This window comes from Pedobacter sp. GR22-6 (genome assembly GCF_037402555.1).
GTDB lineage: Bacteria > Bacteroidota > Bacteroidia > Sphingobacteriales > Sphingobacteriaceae > Pedobacter.
On record NZ_JBBEUC010000002.1, the window covers coordinates 925,383 to 945,434 of the forward strand.

Consider the following 20,052-nt stretch of genomic DNA (forward strand, 5'->3'; position numbering starts at 1 on the left):
TTTTGTTGATTCAATACTAATTTTAAATGGCTACTATACTCCAGATCGAAACCGCTACATCCGTTTGTTCCGCTGCGTTATCGCGTGATGGTCATACCATTGCATTAAAAGAATTGATGGCGAGTAATATTCACGCGGGCAGCCTGACACTTTTTATAGCAGATGTAATGGATGAAGCTAAATTATCGTATGCTGATCTGGATGCCATTGCCGTGAGCATAGGGCCAGGTTCATATACTGGTTTGCGTATAGGTGTATCGACTGCTAAAGGCTTGTGTTATGCTTTGGAGAAACCGCTGATCGCTGTTCCTACCTTGCAGATGATGGCGGCTGGCTTTATTGCTGAACAGCCCGGTTACAATGGCATTGTGTGTGCGATGATTGATGCCCGGAGAATGGAAGTCTTCACTGCTTTGTTTGATGCTTCAGGTGATGCTATAGGGGAAACTACGGCAAAAATCATTGACGGACAAAGTTATGATGATGAACTGGAGAGGGGATTAGTGACTTTCATCGGTGATGGTGCAACTAAATGCAGCACAACACTTGAACATGTGAATGCCGTATTTTCTGAGCGTAACTATAATTCAGCTGGAAATATGAGTGCTTTAGCTCAGCAGGCTTATGTGAATGCCCAATTTGAGGACCTGGCTTACTTTGAACCTTTCTATCTGAAAGATTTTGTAGTGACTACACCCAGGAAAAAGTAACTATCTTCTTGACTTCCGACCAAATAGGCGCTTGAAGAAGCTCCCTTCATTGTCGTTGATGCCAGGCATAAAACTACTGTTTTGTGGATGCTCCACTGTTCTTCCGAACTTGATTCCCAGTCCCATATAGGCAGAAATGCCATTATAACCGCTTCCTATTGTCGCATCTTGTTTGGTACTAGCATTGGTCTGTGTGATAGTCTTAAAGAGATTGTCGGACCCGAGAAAGAATTCAAAATTAGGTGTCTTGTAAAGGGCTTGTGCACCAAAAAGAAACAGACCGTCGAAATTGTATGCTGGAATGGCGCTCAGCGAGAACTCGCCGAAATTATAGCGGTTGACGAACGCCGCGTCCCCACCCTGATAAAATATATTTTTAGAAATGATCAGGCTTGGGGTGTATCGATTGAAAGGCTTAGAAATCATGAAATCTACCTTAGCATTGGTAGGAGCAAAAAAGCCCTGCCTTTTAGCAGTAAGGAGCACTACATCGGTGATTTTATTTTCTACTTCTTTGTTGCTCATTGTATCTGGATTGCTGATGGCAACACTGCGATTGAAGTTAGCTACTGCGGACTTACTGCTCCATCTGATCAAACCAAGGTCTTTGATATTGGCCATGATGAAAGTTCCATTTTTTGCGGTATAAGTTGTTCCCATTGTGATTGAGGCACCAGGGTTTTTAAAAAGAGGGGCGACGTCTTTTTGTTTCAGTTCGTCCCATTTTAAGAAACTGGCCTTGTAATAACCTGAGAGTTTTACGGCGATGTCTCCACTGACATCCGGAGCAGGATCGGGTTGGCGGCTAAAATTAGATTCTGTGATGTTCAGGCGGTTATAGGATATTCCACTCAGCAGGCTGAGTTTGACCCCGAAGGCCAATTTCTTATCGTAGTTTTCGCGATAACTTAGGCTGAATTGATGATAGCTCTGTACCAAACCTTTATTGTTGAAGGCTTCATCAAAATCTGTCAACCCACTTTCCTCAAAACGCCTGTAAGTGTCGAGAAGAGCAAGGGTTTCGTTTGTATAATCCATGCGGGCGTCCGTCCGTACCTGCCAGGACAGGCCAATTTCCTTTTGGTATTTCCAGGACCTAAAAATTTTTAACGTTGCGATATAGGTATTGGAGTTTTGCGTGATGGAATTGAGCTTTTTAGTGCCTAGAGGAACTTCTCTTGCCGTGTATTTACCCTCGCTGGCAAGCAACCGGATAAAATCGTTGTTACCTTTATTGGCTGCATTTATGCTGAATGTAGGGATGAAGAAATTAGACGCCAGTTCCCTTGAATAATCAAGCACAAAAGTTTTCTGTGCAGGATTCTCAAAGCCGTCAAACATTGTTCCGGTATTGAACAGCCCATATTGTTGTGCATTTAGTTGTGAAGTGAAAAGTAAAAAGCAGAGGGACAGGTAATATATTCTGTTCATGTGGTACCAGATGTTTGGCTAAAGCTAATAATTAATTCTCTGTTTTAGGAATGCTTGTTAAGGAATCAACAGTAAAAGGGACATCTGCCGATTCCTGGGGAGTTGATTTTTTGCTCATCAATATGTTGGTCTGAAATTTTCCATTGTCGCCACTCAACTGGTAGATGAAGGCAGTATAAGCTTTCATACCTTTTTCGTTTCTCAGTTGCCTGTAATAAGGGAGATAGAGGTTTTTTCTAAAGATGTCAGTTGAGTTTTCAAAGCTTATATAATAACTGATGTTGGCAGTATTGGCAAGTTGATTGGCTGCTTCGCTATAATCTTTGTCATTGATGAGCAGCTGATCGTTTTTGTAGTTGTTCAGGAAGAACTGAACGGTGCTTGGATGATTTGCAAAGACCATGTAGTTGTCTATAATGCAATAAAAAGGACGTTTGAATTGTTTAAAAGGTGCACCAAAATAATAATAGAGTAGATTGTCTTCCCGTAATGATTTGATTTCCGGGCTGTAGTCGGTACTCAGGTCAAGCAGCAATTGCCCAAGTTTATCGCCATTAACGAGTGAAATGGCTCCTAGTTTTTCTGAACTGCTAAGTTGGAAACTGACGAACTGATTGTTGAAATATTTGGGGAATACCTGATCCAGGTTAATGCGGTATTTTTGATTGTAGTTTTCTATGGCATTTTTTCTTTGCAGATCTTCTTTGTTCTTATGGAACCAGTCCTGAAGGTCACTTTGCCAATTGGAATAATTATCCAGGGCAAAAATTGCATGGTTTGCAGTGGTTGAAGGAAGCATGTTGGTAATGCTGATCTTTTGAGGTTTGATCTTGTCGAACAACTTCTGGTAGTTACTGCCTTCCTCCACTGAGGTGATGCCAGTGAGCAACATTTTTTCCTTACTGAAATTGTAACTGAGTGAGGCGAAAGCATGTAGTGCGTCCAGTGCTGCGAGTTCGCCACTCAGTTTAGCAGGCATGGTTTGTTTGAGTAAATCGGGGAGGGCTTCAAAATTGATGTATAATTCTGCAAGACTACTTTTTTTGACCCTATTGTTGGCTTTGATATACGCTGAAAACTTATTGTTGCTGAATTTTGCTTGCATTATATCTGCCATCGTCTTTTTGCCGGATGAAAGCAATAGTACGTGATCTTTAATGCCTAAATATAACACAGTGCTATCAGGAAGTGTGAGTCTCGTGAAATCTTGCTCTTCACTCAATTTCAGTCCACGTAGCTTCAGTGCAGTACTGAGTTGGGTTTTGTTGCTTCCGGAATGGAGCTGAGTACTATAGAGAAAGTCCATCTCTCTTTTACCATTGGGAATGAGGCTTATAAAAATGGCCTGCTTTTCTACCGCTTTGTTGAGCACAGGGACTGCAATCAGGTACTTTTTGATGGATTCCAGTTCCGCGTATTTTTCTTCACCGGTGATTTCCCTGAAAATCCCCTGACTGGACAGGATGTCTATAATGCTTTTGTCATTTTCGAAAGAGAGCACTAAGGCAGAATTAAAAGTAGCGGCATAGAGACTGCTATCGCTATTCTTCTGATCTGCATTAAGACCGCTAAAATAGAGGTAGGCCATCAACACTATGGCTATAAAAAGTGTAATTATCAGTACGAGAATCTTTTTCATTTGCTGTGTAGGCAAACTTAGAGAAAGTTCTCAATTTTATCTAAGTTTGTTTTGTAAAAAAGCCGGTAACGATGAGTAGACGTATAATATTAACAGCATCTCTATTGGGCGCTATTGCGGTCATGTTTGGCGCTTTTGGAGCGCATGGTTTAAAAAAAGTAGTAGATGCTGCGGACCTGGAAATATGGGCCAAAGGAGTGGAGTACCAGTTTTATCATGCCTTTGCCTTATTGTTCCTTTCACAATGGAAAACAGAAGAAACTAAGTTGCAACGATTAGCCTATTGGTTTTTTACCATTGGTACCGTGTTTTTCTCAGGCTCACTTTATTTACTGTCGACCACTGAACTATTGGGTATTTCCACTGGTTTTATCGGTCCGGTGACGCCAATTGGTGGCTTGCTGTTTATTCTTGGCTGGCTGTCGGTATTTTTAGCTGCAGTAAGGAGCAAATAATGTTTGAGGATGAAGAATTTGCGGAGCGTGAGACACTTTTTATAGAAGTGATCTTGCCTTTATCGCTGGCCAAGAACTACATCTATAGGGTGCCTTTTGAACTCAATGGCCAGATTGCAGTGGGTAAGCGTGTGGTGGTTCAGTTTGGCAAGAATAAGATTTATACGGCCTTGATCAAGACCGTCAGTAAGGAAGCTCCAGGCGTTTATGAAGCGAAATACATCATTGACGTGGTGGACGCCTATCCAATCATTACGCTTGAACAGCTGGAACTGTGGGACTGGATGACTGCTTATTACGTTTGCAATGAGGGGGATGTGATGTCTGCCGCGCTTCCTGCCGGACTGAAACTGGCCAGTGAGACGATCATTGCGCTGAAAGAATTAGTACAGGAAGAGGAAGTACAGGTATTTACAGATAAAGAGGAAGCCATATTAAACGCATTGAGAAGCAGGCCACGCCTGACTATTGATGATGTTTCAGCATTGTTGGGACAGAAAACAGTTTATCCAATCATCAATTCCCTGCTGGATAAAGGAATGGTATACATTGCTGAAGAAGTAGTGGAGAAATACAAACCGCTGATGAAGTCTTTTGTCAGCCTAAATCCTTTCTACCAGGACGAGGAAAACTTGAAACAATTGTTTGCTGTTCTGGAGCGTGCTCCGAAACAACTGGACGCTTTTATGGCCTATCTGAAAGTCTCCAAGCAACAGCAAATGGTATCTAAACAACAGTTGCTGGATGAGAGCAACTGTGGCGCCGGAGCACTAAAGGCATTAATAGATAAAGAGATATTTACTGTCTACAAACGCCCGGTAAGCAGGCTGAAAGAGTATTCAGATGATTTTATCCTCAATTTCAAGTTGAGTGAAGCTCAGGATAAGGCGCTGAAGGAAATTGAGCAGGGATTTGTGGAAAAGGACGTCGTGTTGCTACATGGCGTGACGGCTTCGGGAAAAACGCAGATTTACATTAAACTGATTGAGCAGGCGATAGAGAAGGGCGGACAGGTTTTATTCCTGCTGCCGGAAATCGCATTAACTACACAGATCGTAGAAAGGATCCAACGTTATTTTGGGGATGCCATTGGTGTGTACCATTCGAAATTCAATAATAATGAACGGGTAGAAATCTGGAACAAAGTGTTGAACGGTAAATATCGGGTGGTGCTTGGAGCCAGGTCTGCGGTATTTTTGCCTTTTAAAGAATTGAAACTGATTGTAGTGGACGAAGAACATGAGTCGTCTTATAAACAGCAGGATCCTGCACCCCGCTATCAGGCCCGCGATGCAGCAATCTACCTGGCGTATCTGCACAAGGCAAAGGTAGTGCTGGGTTCTGCAACGCCTGCCATAGAAAGCTATTTCAACGCCCTGGGAGGGAAGTATGGTCTGGTGACCATCACTGAGCGTTTCGGTGGCGTAGCGCTGCCTGAGCAGGAAGTGATCAGTATTTCCGAAGAGACCAAGAGAAAGAAAATGGTTTCTTATTTCAGCAGCAAGCTCATCGAAGAGATTTCGGCTACGCTGGAACAAGGCGAACAAGTGATCCTCTTTCAAAACAGAAGAGGCTATGCTACGATACTGATCTGTGCGACCTGCGGCTATGCGCCGAAATGTGTGAACTGTGATGTATCTCTGACCTATCACAAGACCAGTGGAAAACTCCATTGCCACTATTGCGGGTATCATCAAAGTAGTATCAACATTTGCCCGGCCTGTGGTTCGGTGCATGTGGAACAAAAGGGCTTTGGTACGGAACGGGTTGAGGAAGAACTGAGCCTGATCTTCCCAGATGTGAAGATCTCCAGGCTGGATGTAGATAGTACACGTACGAAAAATGGACTTCAGCAGATCATTTCAGAGTTTCAGGAGAAGAAGACAGCTATATTGATCGGTACTCAAATGGTCGCAAAAGGACTTGATTTCGACAATGTGACACTGATTGGCGTAATCAATGCAGATACGCTGCTGAACTATCCGGATTTTAGGGCTTTTGAAAGGAGCTATCAGTTGCTTGCACAGGTGGCAGGCAGAGCCGGCAGGCGGGATAAGCAAGGAAAGGTCATCATTCAGGCCTATGATGATAATCATCGGATCATCAACCAGGTGATTGGCAATCATTATGAAGAGATGTACCGCGCGGAGCTTAATGAAAGGCGTGAGTTCAAGTATCCCCCATTTACCAGATTGATTTTTATCAATATCAGACATAAGGACGCGGATCTCCTCAATATTGCTTCCAAAGAATTTGCCAATTCCCTGCGGACCCATCTGGGTTACCGCATTTTAGGACCTGAACAGCCTTTGGTATCCCGGGTGCGCAATTATTATATCAAACAGATAATCATCAAAAGCGATAAGAGTACGTCATTGCCTAAAGTGAAATCGATATTGAAAGAAGTGATGCTGCAATTTCAATCAGAAAAAGAGTTTAGGTCTGTAAACTTCCAGATTGATGTAGATCCTTATTAGTTTTTATAGCAATTGATTCTGTGCAGATTAAGATGTTTTCACCTGAATGGGGATAAGTTTATTCGCGAAAATGAGGGGTAAATTCTATTTTTGAGGTGGTATGGCATATAAGTTTGTTGATAACTACAGAGAACAGGGCGCGAGAAAGAAATTGGTAGCTCATCTGGAGTCAAGAGGTATTGAAGATAAAAATGTGCTGGCAGCAATTGGAAAAGTGCCGCGTCATTTCTTTTTTGATGAAACTTTTTGGAATCAGGCCTACAAAGATATTGCTTTCCCGATCGGGGATGGTCAAACTATCTCACAGCCTTATACGGTGGCTTACCAAAGCGAACTTCTTCATATTAGGAAAGGTGATAAAGTGTTGGAAATTGGAACTGGATCCGGTTATCAGACCTGCATTTTGATGGAACTCGGTGCGAACGTATATACCATTGAACGTCAGGAAAGTATTTATAGGCATACTATAAGGGTGCTACCGGGAATGGGGTATAATGCACATTTCTTTTTTGGAGATGGTTCGAAGGGGATAGCCGAATACGCTCCCTACAATAAGATCATCGTTACTGCAGGTGCACCGTTTGTGCCTGAAGTTTTGCTAAAGCAACTAAAAATAGGAGGGATATTGGTGATCCCCGTTGGTGATGAACATTCTCAGAAAATGGTTACAGTAATCAGAGTGAGTGAAACGGACTACGAGCGAATTGAACTGGATACCTTTAGGTTTGTGCCGCTGGTAGGAGATCAAGCCTGGTAACCTATAGTTTCATGGCCCTGTCCATCTCGCGTTTGGATTCCCGGTCCTTGATGCTATCACGTTTGTCGAACTCTTTCTTTCCTTGGGCCAGTGCGATCTCTATCTTTGCAAAGCCACGCTCATTGGTGAAAATCCTCAAGGGAACAATGGTATAACCTTTTTCTTCACTTCTGAATTTTAGCTTTTTGAGTTCACGTTTTTGTAAAAGTAATATTCTGTCTCGCTTGATGTCGTGGTGATGAAATGAGCTATGGCTGTATTCGGAAATGTGGAGGTTACGTACATATAGAACATTGCCAATGAACATACAAAAAGCATCGGTCATGTTTGCTTTTCCCTGACGGATAGCCTTGATTTCTGTACCTAATAAAGCAATACCCGCATTAAATTTCTCTACAACGTGGTAATCAAAATAGGCCCTTTTATTTTTTATTTGGATATCATTCTTCATAAGAAGCGGCTAATATCTGAATTTTATCTTACTATCAATACAGGTATAGCTACTTTATGACGCACAGAATTCACGGTAGTACCTAGTATCAGGTCTTTCAGGCCCTTGTGACCATGCGCGCCCATGACTAATAGTTCCAGTTGAGCAGTATTACTAATCTTCACGATCGCCTTCACGGTGCCTCCATAACCAATATGGGGGGTAGATTGATATCCGAGTTCTTCGAGGTTTGATTGATATTTCTGAAGATTTTCTGTATCGCTTTGGGTTTCGTGATCCATTGCTGAATCGCCATGATAACGCGCAGCAGCTGTTTCTACTACATGGATGAGGTGGTAATGTGCTGTTTTTCCTCCCTGTATGAGTGCATGTCTAATGGTATTTCGGTCATTTTCTGAAAAATCGACGGTTATGCCAATACGCGTATAATTGATTTTTTCAACTTCAGAAATGTTCAGCGCGCCGCCATGAGGGGCAACAATGCCAACAAGACGTTGAGATTTCAGCATTGGGTAAATAAATACAAAAAGAAGAAGTGCTCCTATCAGTATAGCTAAAGGAACAATGATCACATATACATACCATCCGCCGTCGGCACCCCATGTAGCTATTTCTTCAATAACTAGTTTTACGTTTAAGGAAACAATCACAAGAGAGCTGATCCAGGCCAATACTTGTACCCATGGCTTAATGGCAAAGCCTTTCATCGCAGTCTTGTCGGAGGTGAAATGAATCAAAGGAATCACTGCAAAACCAAGTTGCAGACTGAGCACTACCTGACTTAAGATCAATAAGCCGCCCAGTGCATCATCGCCAAACCATAAAATGGTGAAAAAGGCGGGAATAATAGCCAGCAGGCGGGTGATCATCCGACGAAGCCAGGGCTGTATACGCAGCTTTAGGTGACCTTCCATAACAATCTGACCTGCAAGCGTTCCGGTCACCGTAGAACTTTGTCCGGCAGCGATCAACGCGATGGCAAAAAGGGCAGGGGCTACGTTCCCAAAAATATTCTGAAGAAGCATATGCGCATCCTGAATCTCAGCGACTTCGTGCAATCCGTTTTTGTAAAAGGCCGTTGCTGCAAGGATCAATATGGCTGCATTGACAAAGAAGGCCAGGTTAAGCGCTACTGCTGTATCTATAAAATTAAATTTGATTGCCTCCTTAATGCCAGTCTCGTCACGCTCGAATTTCCTGGTTTGCACGAGTGAAGAATGAAGGTATAAATTGTGGGGCATCACTGTAGCTCCGATGATACCAATGGCTATATATAGTGCCTCCCCTGAAAGCATACTGGGCTCAAATCCACGTATGACTTCCTTTAAAGAAGGTTCTACAATGAACATTTCAACGAGGAATGAAAGGCCAACGATGAATACCATAGATACAATGAAAGCTTCCATTTTTCGCATTCCTTTATTGAGCAGGAACAAAAGTAAAACGGTATCGAAGATAGTGATGCTGATACCCCAGATAAGGGGTAAGCCAAATAATAGATTTAATCCGATGGCCATACCGATGATTTCGGCGAGATCACAGGCAATGATTGCAGTTTGAGCCAAACCAAAAAGGGGGATATTGACCCATTTGGGGTAAGCATTGCGGGAAGCCTGGGCCAGATCGAGCCCCCTTACAATACCTAGTCTGGCACTTAGTGATTGTAGCAATAAGGCAATGAGGTTTGACATGAGGAGGATCCAGATGAGCTGATAACCGAATTTGCTACCTCCGGCAATATCGGTAGCCCAGTTTCCGGGATCCATATAACCAACACTTACCAGGTAAGCCGGACCTATAAATGCCAGAATTCGCCGCCAGCCTTTACGTTTACTCGTGTCTACGCTCTGGTGCACTTCACTTAAGGACTCTGCATTTTTTTTAACTTCTGGGTTTTTCATTTTTTATTTTTTGAGGCATTTAGGTTTTTCACGGTTATAACTTGACTAAAATGTGTTTGGCAATTTCCCTGCTTACATTGATTTTCTTATTTTCGAGAAGAAGTTCTACAGAGCCATCAAAGTCGATTGTGTCCAGGATGCTTAGTTTTTTGCCTAAGGTCAGTCCCATCTTTTCCAAATGTTGAAGGAAAGATGCGGAGTGCTCACTGACTCCCAGGATGATACCCTGATCACCTTGTTTTAATTTGCTTAGTTTGATAAAGGTATCGTTGTCAAATTTTCCGTTTTTGTCAGGGATAGGGTCGCCATGAGGGTCGTTTTTTGGGAAAGCCAGAAACTCGTCTAACCTGTCCACGAGTTCAGGAGAGTTGATGTGTTCCAGTTCCTCAGCAATGTCATGCACTTCATCCCATTTGAAGTTCAGCTTTTCTACAAGGAATACTTCCCAGAGCCGGTGTTTGCGAACAATATTAATGGCCGCTGACCTCCCTTTTTCCGTCAGTTTTACACCCTGATATTTTCTATAATCAACCAAATTTTTTTCTGAGAGTTTTCTCATCATATCGGTCACAGATGCGGCCTTAGTCTGTATTCTTTCCGCTATGGAATTTGTTTGTACCGATTGAGCGGTATGTTGTGAAAGATGGTAGATGATTTTCAGGTAGTTCTCTTCTGTAAAGGATTGCATTTTTGTTTGCCTAACTATTAGTTTAGACAAATCTAAAAAAATCAGAGGAAATAAACTATAAATAATGACATAATTTTTAGAATAAAATTTGGTGAATAATGTTTTCTTATTCTACCTTTGCAGCATATCAAAAATAAAGATGGCAGCAGAATTAGATAAAACCGATTTTAAGATCCTTAAGTTATTGCAGGAAAATGGTAGAATTACCAATTTACTATTATCTCAGGAGATAGGGCTGTCACCGGCTCCTACCTTAGAACGCGTGAGGAAACTGGAAATGTCGGGTTTTATAAAAAGCTATCATGCTCTTGTAGATGAAGAAAAATTGGGTCTTGGCATCAAAACCTTTATACAGGTTCAATTGGATTTTCATAAGAACAATACCATACAGATTTTTCTGGATGAAGTAAACCAGATCAAAGAAGTAACAGAATGCCATCACGTAACTGGGCAGGCTGATTTTCTGCTGAAAGTTTATGTAAATGACATCAAAGCGTATGAACGCTTAATCATGGATAAAATTAGTAAGATTTCCGTGGTGAAAACCTTTCAGACCATGATGATCATGTCGACCACCAAAAAAGAACCAATTGTTCCTTTAGAATATTAATCTGTGATCTGCCAGTCAATTGGCTTTTTACCTTCTTTAATCAGGATAGCATTGGCCTGGGAAAAATGCTTACAACCAAAGAAGCCGTTGTAAGCAGAAAAGGGTGATGGGTGAGCCGCCTTTAAAACAGTATGTTTACTTTCGTCTATGAGTGCCGATTTGTTTTGTGCATACCTGCCCCATAGCAGAAAAACGATGCCTTTGCGCTGTTCAGATAATGTACTAATGAGTTTATCTGTGAAGATTTCCCAACCTTTTCCCTGATGTGAACCGGCTTCGTGTGCCCGGACTGTTAAAGTTGCATTTAGAAGTAGCACTCCCTCGTCTGCCCACTTCGTAAGGTTGCCATGCCCGGGAGTTTTGAAACCAGGAATGTCGGCTTCAAGTTCCTTATAAATATTTTTTAGTGAGGGTGGGATAGTCATGCCTTTCTGTACAGAAAAAGACAGGCCATGAGCTTGTCCTGTTCCGTGGTATGGATCCTGGCCCAAAATTACGACTTCTACTTTGTCAAATGGAGTATGTGCCAAAGCATTGAAAATATCGGTGCCTTTTGGATATATAGTTGCGCCGCGTTGTTTCTCTTCCAGCAGAAAAGCCTTCAGATTTTTCATATAATCTTTTTCAAATTCACCATCAATGGCTTTAAGCCAGCTTTCTTCCAGGTTTACAGACATTTTATTTTTTTTGAAGGATATTGAATAAATCTTGTTCTATACTAAGTTGAGGTTGTTCCGTGATTCTGCCAAGTTCATTTTCTTTTTCCAGGATAATGAAGGTTGGTACATTGGTGATTTGGAGTCGATCTATTAATCCAGGAGCCGCTTTTTTATGGCCATCAACGCAAATGAATGTGACGTTTTTTTCTGGGACGTTTAACTTGTCCAGCACTTTTAGAAAATGGGGAACTTGAAGTTGACTGTCTCCACACCATGTCCCTAAAACGACGGTAATATTTTTTCCGGAAATTAAAGGTTGCAGCTTTCGAATGAAGGATGAGTCGGGGTGATATACCGGATATTGCTCTTCGTATCTTTCCTTCATACCAGGAAAAGAAATTATTGCATTACGGGTACACCTGTTGATCAGAACCATTTTGTTCCGGCCCGGGTCTTCGAACTTTTGATTTAAATCTTGTGCAATAGAGTTCATGGCAAATAACATTAATGCAAGTGTAATGATTCTTCTCATTTAAATGAAGGTTTGTACGTTACAAATTTATAAGTTAATGAATGGAAAAATGTTTGTGAGGCGCAATAATGTGCCCTCTTTTTTTTACTAAAATTCTTGTTTTAAGTCTGTTTTTTGGTATTTAAACACGATATTTGCAAAAAAAAATAAATAAGGATATGCCAAATTTCGTTCGTCTGATTATAGGTGGTGTGCTGCTGGGGGCTTCTATAGCTATATTTTTCACCAATGTTTGGGGCTGGGGTATTTTGGGAGTGCTTTTGAGCATTTTGGTTTTTGTGACTTTTTTCTTTCATGAGAACATGCTGCTTGCACAATGGTTTTTAAGAAAAGACGATATGGCTAAAGCGGAGGTATATCTGAGAAAGATTACCAATTATGAAAAACAATTGATCCGCGTTCAACACGGTTATTATAACTTACTGATTGGTTTGATCGAATCGAGAAAAGCACCTATGCAGTCAGAGAAATATTTTAAGAAATCGTTGACTTTAGGTTTGCACATGGACCACAACGTGGCCCTTGCGAAATTGAGCCTTGCTGGAATCGCAATGGCTAAACGCAACAAACGTGAGGCACAGATGTACCTGACTGAAGCAAAGAAAGCTGATAAGAATAAATTACTGGCTGACCAGATTAAGCAAATGAAAGATCAGATGGGAATGATGGACAGACAGCAGCAAGTAAGGTACAGATAAGTACCTTTTTTATTTTTCGCTCAATCTGTCGAAATTTTCATTGTGGTCGAAGTCTGAGGAGCGACTGATGATGTCATCTTCCATATAGTCCTTCTTTCTACTAAAGAACTTTTGCTCTGATTGAATTCGGGTGATCAATTGACGAATAAGTGTTAGATCAAATGATTCTTTGTTTAATTTGATGCAATATTCGTTTTCGGTTATTTCAAGGCTTGACGTATTCATATTTTTCAGATTTTAATACGCCATAAAAATAAAGAAGGCCTGCTATCTTTTTATATAGCAGGCCTTTAAGCTTTTGTTATGTTTGTGTTAAGCAAACCAGGTCATTACTTCCTCTTTGGAAGGCATGTTAAGTTCGAGTTTCAGTTTCTTACGCATTCCCCCCAAATCATTAAATACCTTATTAGGGTTGGCTGCTTTCAATTCCTCTATTGTATTGATGTTCATCTTGCGGATCACCTGAACCCATTCTGCGGGCACCCCTGCTTCGATAAAGTGCTCATCAGTGGTAACTTTAGCCTTTTTCTCTGGTCGCATCTGCGGGAAGAAAAGTACTTCTTGTATGGTCGACTGATTGGTCATTAACATCACCAAACGGTCGATGCCGATCCCCAAGCCTGAGGTAGGAGGCATGCCATATTCCAATGCACGAACAAAATCTTCATCCATAGCCATTGCCTCATCATCGCCTCTCTCGGCTAATTTCAACTGATCTTCGAAGCGTTCGCGTTGATCAATCGGATCATTTAATTCTGAGTACGCATTGCCAATTTCTTTGCCCATGACGAAGAGTTCAAAACGTTCTACGAGTCCTTCCTTGCTTCTGTGCTTTTTGGCCAGCGGCGTCATTTCTATAGGATAATCAGTGATGTAAGTTGGCTGGATCAAATTGGCTTCTACCTTTTCGCTGAATATTTCATCCACCAATTTACCCCTGCCCATTGAATCGTCAATCTCGATATTCAAGCTTTTGCAGGTCGCTTGCAACTCTGCTTCCGTCATATTGGAAACATCGATACCAGTATACTTTTGAATGGATTCATACATCGATAGTTTCTCGTACGGCCCCTCGAAATTGATTTTTTCTCCGCCAACCTCAACGATTGGACTGCCATGAATGGCTAATGCAATTTTTTCAAGGCATTCTTCTACCATGGCCATCATCCAGATATAATCCTTATAAGCCACATAGATTTCCATAGAGGTAAATTCGGGATTATGAGTGCGGTCCATTCCTTCATTTCTGAACATTTTTCCAAACTCATAAACACCATCGAAACCAGCAACGATCAATCTTTTTAAGTATAGCTCATTGGCGATACGCAAGTACAATGGCATGTCCAGTGTATTATGGTGCGTAGCGAAAGGACGGGCCGCTGCTCCACCATGGATCGGCTGTAGAATAGGTGTTTCTACTTCCATCCAACCTTGATTGTCAAAATAATTCCTCATCGTGTTGATCACTTTTGATCGGTTGATGAAGATTTGCTTGAAATTAGGGTTGACGGTTAGGTCTACATACCTTTGTCTATAACGAAGCTCAGGGTCCGTAAAGCCATCAAATATGTTTCCTTCCTCATCGCGTTTAACGATGGGCAGTGGTTTTAAAGATTTGGTGAGCAATTTAAACTCAGTGACGTGAATGGAGATTTCGCCAGTTTGTGTGGTGAAAACATAACCTTTAATGCCCACAAAATCGCCCAAATCCAGTAGCTTTTTGAAGACAGTATTGTATAATGTTTTGTCCTCATCAGGGCAAAGGTCATCTCTTTTCAGATAAACTTGTATACGGCCGGTTGAATCCTGAAGTTCCACAAAGGCTGCGCTTCCCATGATTCTCCTTGACATGATTCGTCCAGCAATGCTGATGTTCTTATAGGCGGTTTTATCCCTTTCGTAGTTTGCTAAAATATCTGCTGCATTGGCATTGATGTCAAATGCTTCTGCAGGATAGGGGTCAATACCCAATTCACGGAGTTGGTTGAGCGAATTTCTGCGCAACAACTCTAGTTCTGATAGTCCTGTACTCATATTTTGTGATATACGGCGTGTCGCCATATAAGCTGATTGGTGTATAATTTAAAAATTAGGCAAAAATAGGCATTTGTTTTTAATCTGCCTCTACTGATTCGGCATACATTTCGTTGATCACTGTCGCATATTTATTCTCGATCACCTTCCTTTTCGCTTTGAGTGTGGGAGTGATTTCCCCATCTTCCATACTGAATGGATTGCGCTTTACTTTAAAGTTTTTAATGCGTTCGAATTTGGCCAGCTCATTAGAAAATTTTTTAATGTCTTTTCCGATCCAATCAAGGATCTCCGGAGTAGTAATAAAAACTTCTTCCTCCTGAAAGAATGATTCTGGTAGATCGAATGCTTCCTGTAAATTTTCTTTATTTGGTATGACAATAGCAGTTAGGTACTCCCTTTTGTCCCCAATCAGGAAAAGCTGATCAATTTTTAGACTTTTGAGATAAACGTTTTCAACAGGTGTCGGGTAGACATTTTTACCGTATGCATTTACAATCATATTCTTCAGACGATCCGTGATCTGAAGATTTCCCTGATAGAATCTGCCAATATCTCCGGTGTGGAACCAATTATCTTTGTCAATAGCCTCTGCAGTTTCGGCCGGTTTATTAAAATATCCCTGCATTACACAATGCCCCCTCACAATGATCTCGCCCTCTACGCACTCAAAGTTCTCTTGAAAAGTATGGTGCGTTTGTATGCTGATCATTTCTCTGGTTTCAATATCCTGGATGCCGATTTCGATACCAGGTATGACCCGGCCTACAGTGCCATACACCTGACGGTGATATTCGGTAACAGCCATCACTGGCGAAGTCTCCGTAAGACCAAAACCTTCCAATATTTTGATGCCAAGATTACCAAAGAATTCTCCTACATTTTTAGGTAAGGCAGCTCCGCCAGAGATCATGAACTTCAGACGGCCACCGGTTTTCTCCTTAATTTTACTAAAGACCAGTTTTTCCGCGATAGCTTTTTTTGCGGAGAGTAATAATCCCGGGTTTTCGCTTCTACGATATTCTTGTCCGGTTTCTAACGCCCAAAGGAAGATTTTGGCTTTCAATCCACCTGCAGCAGTTCCACTTTTAATCGCTTTATCATGTATTTTCTCCAGTAGACGAGGTACACAATTCATTACGGTCGGCCTGATTTCGCCCATGTTTTTTGCCAATAGTTCAAGACTTTGTGCAAAAGCAATTTTACATCCTTGTGCGCAGCACACATGATAGGTTGCTGTACGCTCGAAAACGTGAGAAAGTGGTAAAAAAGACAGGAAAGTCTCTGTTTCGTCTATTACTGGTATTTGTTCCAGGCATACCTTTACATTTTCCACGAAATTGTAATGAGAGAGCATGGCGCCTTTTGGAGTACCTGTCGTCCCTGAAGTATATATCAGAGAGGAGATGTCAGATGGCAGTAGAGATTCTCTAATAACTTTGATCTCCGTAATTTTTTCGGGAGTAATGCTATTTCTTGAGTTGAGGATATCTGCGAAGCTAAATACTTTTGCCTGTAGGTCATCTGGAAGGGGTATCTTGAGATACTCCGGAAATGCGGGTATGATATATACAAGGTTTTTGCAGTTTGCAGCAACTTTAAGAATTTTTTTAAAAAGAAAAGTATTGCCGATTAGGATTGCTTTGATGCCTGAATCATTGATGATGTATTCTACTTCGTGTTCTGAGAGTGTGGGATATATTGAAACATTAATTGCACCGATCTGTTGAATGCCCTGATCGTAATAAACATATTCGGGAGAGTTCTCGATCATTAAACCCATTCTGTCTCCTTTGCCAACTCCTTTATCCAAAAAAAACGCAGATACAGCATCAGCGTTTTCAAGTGTAGTTTTAAAAGAGATTTCTTCCCATTCCGTATTTTTTTTGTCGATCAGAAAAATCTCTTCAGGTTTATGGATATTGGTGACCACATTCCGCAATAAGCTAGGAACCGTAGAAGACTCATTGAATGATACCATATGTTGCGTCGTTTTATAGCTATACTAAAAAAGGGCACCTGGGTGCCCTTTACAAATATAGTGAATGTCTGTTAAACTGAAAAACTTTCGCCGCAGCCGCAAGAACGACTGGCATTTGGGTTATTGAAGCTAAAGCCTTTGCCGTTGAGGCCATCCGTAAAATCGAGTTCAGTACCAGCCAGGTACAAGAAAGATTTCATATCTAATGCGATCTTAATACCTCTGTCTTCAAAAAACTGATCTCCCGTTTTCTCCTCATTGTCAAAATCCAGATTATATGATAATCCCGAACATCCGCCACCTTTTACCGAAACGCGCAAAAAATAGCTTTCATCCAGTTGCGAATCTTGCATCAGGTTATCGATTTTACTTTTTGCTTTATCTGTTATCGTGATCATTGTTATACGTGTTAGGATATACTGTTCTAAACTCCTTAATGATGAGATTTAGGTAATTCAATTGGCTCCAGTCCATTTTTTACACGGTAGTCGTTAATGGCAGATTTAATTGCATCTTCAGCCAAAACTGAGCAGTGGATCTTCACTGGAGGTAAAGCCAGTTCCTCAACAATATCCATATTGTCGATGGTCAATGCTTCATCTACAGTTTTACCTTTTAACCATTCAGTAGCCAGGGACGACGAAGCAATTGCCGATCCACAACCGAAAGTTTTAAATTTTGCATCAGTAATTACGTTGTTTTCATCGACCTCGATCTGAAGACGCATGACGTCTCCACACTCTGGTGCGCCTACTAAACCTGTTCCTACTGATTTACTGTCTTTATTTAGAGTACCAACGTTTCTCGGGTTGGTATAGTGTTCCATTACTTTTTCAGAGTATGCCATGATATTTTAGATTAATATATGATTCTTGTTTATCTTAATGTTCCGCCCACTCAATTTTACTCAGGTCAATTCCCTCTTTGAACATTTCCCAAAGTGGAGAAAGGTTTCTTAAGTGGTTTACTGCACTTTTAGTGTTTTCGATGGCGTAGTCGATTTCTTCTTCGGTAGTGAAGCGGCCTAATCCGAAACGAATTGAAGAATGTGCCAGGTCATCAGAAAGTCCGAGGTTCTTCAATACATAAGATGGTTCCAAAGAAGCAGAAGTACAAGCTGAGCCTGAAGATACCGCGAGGTCTTTCATTGCCATCATTAAACCTTCTCCTTCTACATATTTAAAAGAGATGTTGGCTACATGAGGTAAGCGATGATCGATATTGCCATTTACATAACTTTCTTCCATCTGGCTCAATGCACCTTCTAGTTTATCTCTCAAACCGGAAAGACGCTTAGCTTCTTCATCCATTTCCAGTCTGCAAAGTTCACATGCTTTTCCGAGTCCAACAATGCCGGGTACATTTAATGTCCCTGAACGCATTCCCCGCTCATGGCCACCACCATCCATTTGCGCTGTCACCTTAACCCTTGGATTTTTGCGGCGTACATACAAAGCTCCGACACCTTTTGGTCCATACATTTTATGAGCAGAAAATGCCATCAAGTCAATGCCGTCTTCATTTACATTCACTGGTATTTTACCCACAGCCTGTGTCGCATCGGTCATGAATAACGCACCAAATTTATGTGCAATCGCGGAAATTTCTTTTATAGGCTGAACTACACCGATTTCATTGTTGCCGTACATGATGGTTACAAGGATCGTTTGTTCGGTCATTGCTGCTTCCAATTCCTGAAGGTCAACCAGTCCGTCCTCTTTTACTTTAAGGTATGTAACTTTAGCACCTAGTTTTTCCAGGTGTTTGCAAGTATCTAATACAGCTTTGTGTTCAGTGGTCGCAGTGATGATGTGGTTACCTTTATCCTGATACATTTCATAAACGCCCTTGATGCCAAGATTGTCTGCCTCCGTAGCACCAGAAGTAAATATGATCTCTTTTTCAGTACAGCCAATCAGTTTAGCTACTTGTTCACGTGAATAATCAACAGCTTCTTCAGCTACCCATCCGAATGCGTGATTCCGGCTTGCAGCATTTCCGAATTTATTGGTGAAATAAGGTAACATCGCTTCTAAAACCCTTGGGTCAAGGGGAGTAGTCGCATTATTATCTAAGTAAATAGGAAGTTCCATCTTTTTTGTTTATGCTTAATAAGGTACAAAGATACGAAAAAAGATCGCCAAGAGTTATAAATAATCGCTATGATCCTATAGGTAAAACTCGCATTTTTACATTTGTTTAACGTTATTTGTATATGAAGAAGATCGAACACATTGGTATAGCGGTGAGAGATATGAGCGCAGCTTCAGCTTTGTACGAGCAATTACTTGGCGTCAGCTGTTACAAGACAGAAGATGTGCTTTCAGAAGGTGTACATACCGCATTTTTCAAGGCTGGCGATAACAAAGTCGAGTTACTCGCTGCGATTACAAAAGAGAGTCCAATCGCTAAATTTTTAGAGAGGAAAGGTGAGGGAATACACCATATTGCCTTTGATGTAGATGATATTCTCAGTGAGATGAGCCGTTTGAAAGCTGCCGGATTTCAATTGCTTAATGAGCAACCTAAGCGGGGGGCGGATGATAAAATGGTTTGTTTTGTGCATCCAAAAGGTACAAATGGCGTGCTGATAGAGCTTTGTCAGCAGATTCCAACGGCACAAATCGGCTAATGTAAAAAATCTTTTCCACATAGGTTTGCGATTGAAAAATAAAATTCTGATATTTGCATCCTCAAAATAAGCGACAAATAAGTATATAATAATATGAAAAAAGATCTGCATCCATCAAACTATAGATTTGTAGTGTTTAAAGATATGTCTAACGAGTATTCTTTCTTAACAAAATCTTGTGTAGATACTAAAGAGACTATTCAGTGGGAAGATGGTAACGAATATCCTCTGTATAAATTAGAGATATCACACACTTCTCACCCTTTTTATACTGGTAAAATGAAATTGGTTGATACTGCTGGTCGTATCGATAAATTCAAAACTCGTTACGCTAAGAAGTAATTCTACCAAAATAGAAAATTATTTAAAGTCCCGTAGCTGTTGCTACGGGACTTTT

At 41.2% G+C, this 20,052-nt stretch carries 21 protein-coding genes; 8 read left to right on the forward strand and 13 right to left on the reverse strand.

Going from position 1 to position 20,052, the window contains the following annotated elements; genetic code table 11:
- Positions 1-26 precede the first annotated feature (26 nt).
- Positions 27-710, forward strand: a complete 684-nt coding sequence (gene tsaB, locus WAE59_RS11575) for a tRNA (adenosine(37)-N6)-threonylcarbamoyltransferase complex dimerization subunit type 1 TsaB (protein ID WP_337856118.1) — start codon at positions 27-29, stop codon at positions 708-710.
- On the opposite strand, the gene WAE59_RS11580 is transcribed toward tsaB, so the two are convergent.
- Both WAE59_RS11580 and WAE59_RS11585 read right to left on the reverse strand, forming a co-directional pair.
- Positions 711-2,141, reverse strand: coding sequence for a DUF5723 family protein (locus tag WAE59_RS11580; protein WP_337856119.1), 1,431 nt, complete (start codon positions 2,139-2,141; stop codon positions 711-713). It abuts the gene before it with no gap.
- Between the two features lie 31 nt (positions 2,142-2,172).
- Positions 2,173-3,780, reverse strand: coding sequence for a hypothetical protein (locus WAE59_RS11585; protein WP_337856120.1), 1,608 nt, complete (start codon positions 3,778-3,780; stop codon positions 2,173-2,175).
- Between the two features lie 71 nt (positions 3,781-3,851).
- Here WAE59_RS11585 and WAE59_RS11590 point away from each other — a divergent pair, with 71 nt between their 5' ends.
- The 3 genes from WAE59_RS11590 (at position 3,852) to WAE59_RS11600 (ending at position 7,469) form a co-directional block, all read left to right on the forward strand.
- A complete protein-coding gene (locus tag WAE59_RS11590) occupies positions 3,852-4,235 on the forward strand; it encodes a DUF423 domain-containing protein (RefSeq protein WP_337856121.1) in 384 nt (127 codons plus the stop codon).
- Positions 4,235-6,712 (forward strand): replication restart helicase PriA, encoded by a 2,478-nt coding sequence (gene priA, locus WAE59_RS11595; RefSeq protein WP_337856122.1) that lies wholly within the window; start codon positions 4,235-4,237, stop codon positions 6,710-6,712. Before WAE59_RS11590 ends, priA begins: the two co-directional genes overlap by 1 nt.
- A 100-nt stretch (positions 6,713-6,812) precedes the next feature.
- Positions 6,813-7,469, forward strand: coding sequence for a protein-L-isoaspartate(D-aspartate) O-methyltransferase (locus WAE59_RS11600; RefSeq protein ID WP_337856123.1), 657 nt, complete (start codon positions 6,813-6,815; stop codon positions 7,467-7,469).
- 1 nt (position 7,470) lies between these two features.
- On the opposite strand, the gene smpB is transcribed toward WAE59_RS11600, so the two are convergent.
- The 3 genes from smpB to WAE59_RS11615 are packed head-to-tail and all read right to left on the reverse strand — an operon-like array spanning position 7,471 to position 10,509.
- Positions 7,471-7,920: an SsrA-binding protein SmpB gene (gene smpB / locus WAE59_RS11605; protein ID WP_337856124.1), complete on the reverse strand. Its 450-nt coding sequence runs from the start codon at positions 7,918-7,920 to the stop codon at positions 7,471-7,473.
- Positions 7,921-7,943: 23 nt separating this feature from the next.
- Positions 7,944-9,821, reverse strand: a complete 1,878-nt coding sequence (locus WAE59_RS11610) for an Nramp family divalent metal transporter (protein WP_337856125.1) — start codon at positions 9,819-9,821, stop codon at positions 7,944-7,946.
- A gap of 34 nt (positions 9,822-9,855) precedes the next feature.
- Positions 9,856-10,509, reverse strand: coding sequence for a metal-dependent transcriptional regulator (locus tag WAE59_RS11615; RefSeq protein ID WP_337856126.1), 654 nt, complete (start codon positions 10,507-10,509; stop codon positions 9,856-9,858).
- Positions 10,510-10,648: 139 nt separating this feature from the next.
- On the opposite strand from WAE59_RS11615, the gene WAE59_RS11620 reads away from it, so the two are divergent.
- Positions 10,649-11,119 (forward strand): Lrp/AsnC family transcriptional regulator, encoded by a 471-nt coding sequence (locus WAE59_RS11620; protein ID WP_337856127.1) that lies wholly within the window; start codon positions 10,649-10,651, stop codon positions 11,117-11,119.
- Here the strand turns inward: WAE59_RS11620 and ung are convergent.
- Both ung and WAE59_RS11630 read right to left on the reverse strand, forming a co-directional pair.
- Entirely contained in the window at positions 11,116-11,796 is a 681-nt protein-coding gene (gene ung / locus WAE59_RS11625) for a uracil-DNA glycosylase (protein ID WP_337856128.1), read from the reverse strand. The two genes, WAE59_RS11620 and ung, sit on opposite strands and share 4 nt — an antisense overlap.
- A 1-nt stretch (position 11,797) precedes the next feature.
- Complete coding sequence (locus tag WAE59_RS11630) at positions 11,798-12,310, reverse strand: thioredoxin family protein (RefSeq protein WP_337856129.1); 513 nt, start codon at positions 12,308-12,310, stop codon at positions 11,798-11,800.
- Positions 12,311-12,468: 158 nt separating this feature from the next.
- Here WAE59_RS11630 and WAE59_RS11635 point away from each other — a divergent pair, with 158 nt between their 5' ends.
- Complete coding sequence (locus WAE59_RS11635; protein WP_337856130.1) at positions 12,469-13,008, forward strand: DUF2892 domain-containing protein; 540 nt, start codon at positions 12,469-12,471, stop codon at positions 13,006-13,008.
- A 9-nt stretch (positions 13,009-13,017) separates the two neighbouring features.
- On the opposite strand, the gene WAE59_RS11640 is transcribed toward WAE59_RS11635, so the two are convergent.
- The 6 genes from WAE59_RS11640 to WAE59_RS11665 all read right to left on the reverse strand — a co-directional run bounded on the left by WAE59_RS11640 (position 13,018) and on the right by WAE59_RS11665 (position 19,116).
- Positions 13,018-13,233: a hypothetical protein gene (locus WAE59_RS11640; RefSeq protein ID WP_337856131.1), complete on the reverse strand. Its 216-nt coding sequence runs from the start codon at positions 13,231-13,233 to the stop codon at positions 13,018-13,020.
- An 87-nt stretch (positions 13,234-13,320) separates the two neighbouring features.
- A complete protein-coding gene (gene lysS / locus WAE59_RS11645; protein WP_337856132.1) occupies positions 13,321-15,042 on the reverse strand; it encodes a lysine--tRNA ligase in 1,722 nt (573 codons plus the stop codon).
- Between the two features lie 79 nt (positions 15,043-15,121).
- Positions 15,122-17,023 (reverse strand): AMP-dependent synthetase/ligase, encoded by a 1,902-nt coding sequence (locus WAE59_RS11650; protein ID WP_337856133.1) that lies wholly within the window; start codon positions 17,021-17,023, stop codon positions 15,122-15,124.
- Positions 17,024-17,094: 71 nt separating this feature from the next.
- Complete coding sequence (locus WAE59_RS11655) at positions 17,095-17,421, reverse strand: HesB/IscA family protein (RefSeq protein ID WP_337856134.1); 327 nt, start codon at positions 17,419-17,421, stop codon at positions 17,095-17,097.
- 35 nt (positions 17,422-17,456) lie between these two features.
- Positions 17,457-17,870, reverse strand: coding sequence for a Fe-S cluster assembly scaffold IscU (gene iscU, locus WAE59_RS11660; protein ID WP_337856135.1), 414 nt, complete (start codon positions 17,868-17,870; stop codon positions 17,457-17,459).
- 34 nt (positions 17,871-17,904) lie between these two features.
- A complete protein-coding gene (locus WAE59_RS11665; protein WP_337856136.1) occupies positions 17,905-19,116 on the reverse strand; it encodes an IscS subfamily cysteine desulfurase in 1,212 nt (403 codons plus the stop codon).
- A gap of 122 nt (positions 19,117-19,238) precedes the next feature.
- Between WAE59_RS11665 and mce the strand changes: the two genes are divergently transcribed.
- Together mce and WAE59_RS11675 are read left to right on the forward strand one after the other, a co-directional pair.
- Positions 19,239-19,655, forward strand: a complete 417-nt coding sequence (gene mce / locus WAE59_RS11670) for a methylmalonyl-CoA epimerase (protein ID WP_337856137.1) — start codon at positions 19,239-19,241, stop codon at positions 19,653-19,655.
- A gap of 93 nt (positions 19,656-19,748) precedes the next feature.
- Positions 19,749-19,997, forward strand: coding sequence for a type B 50S ribosomal protein L31 (locus WAE59_RS11675; protein WP_099437417.1), 249 nt, complete (start codon positions 19,749-19,751; stop codon positions 19,995-19,997).
- Positions 19,998-20,052: the final 55 nt, after the last annotated feature.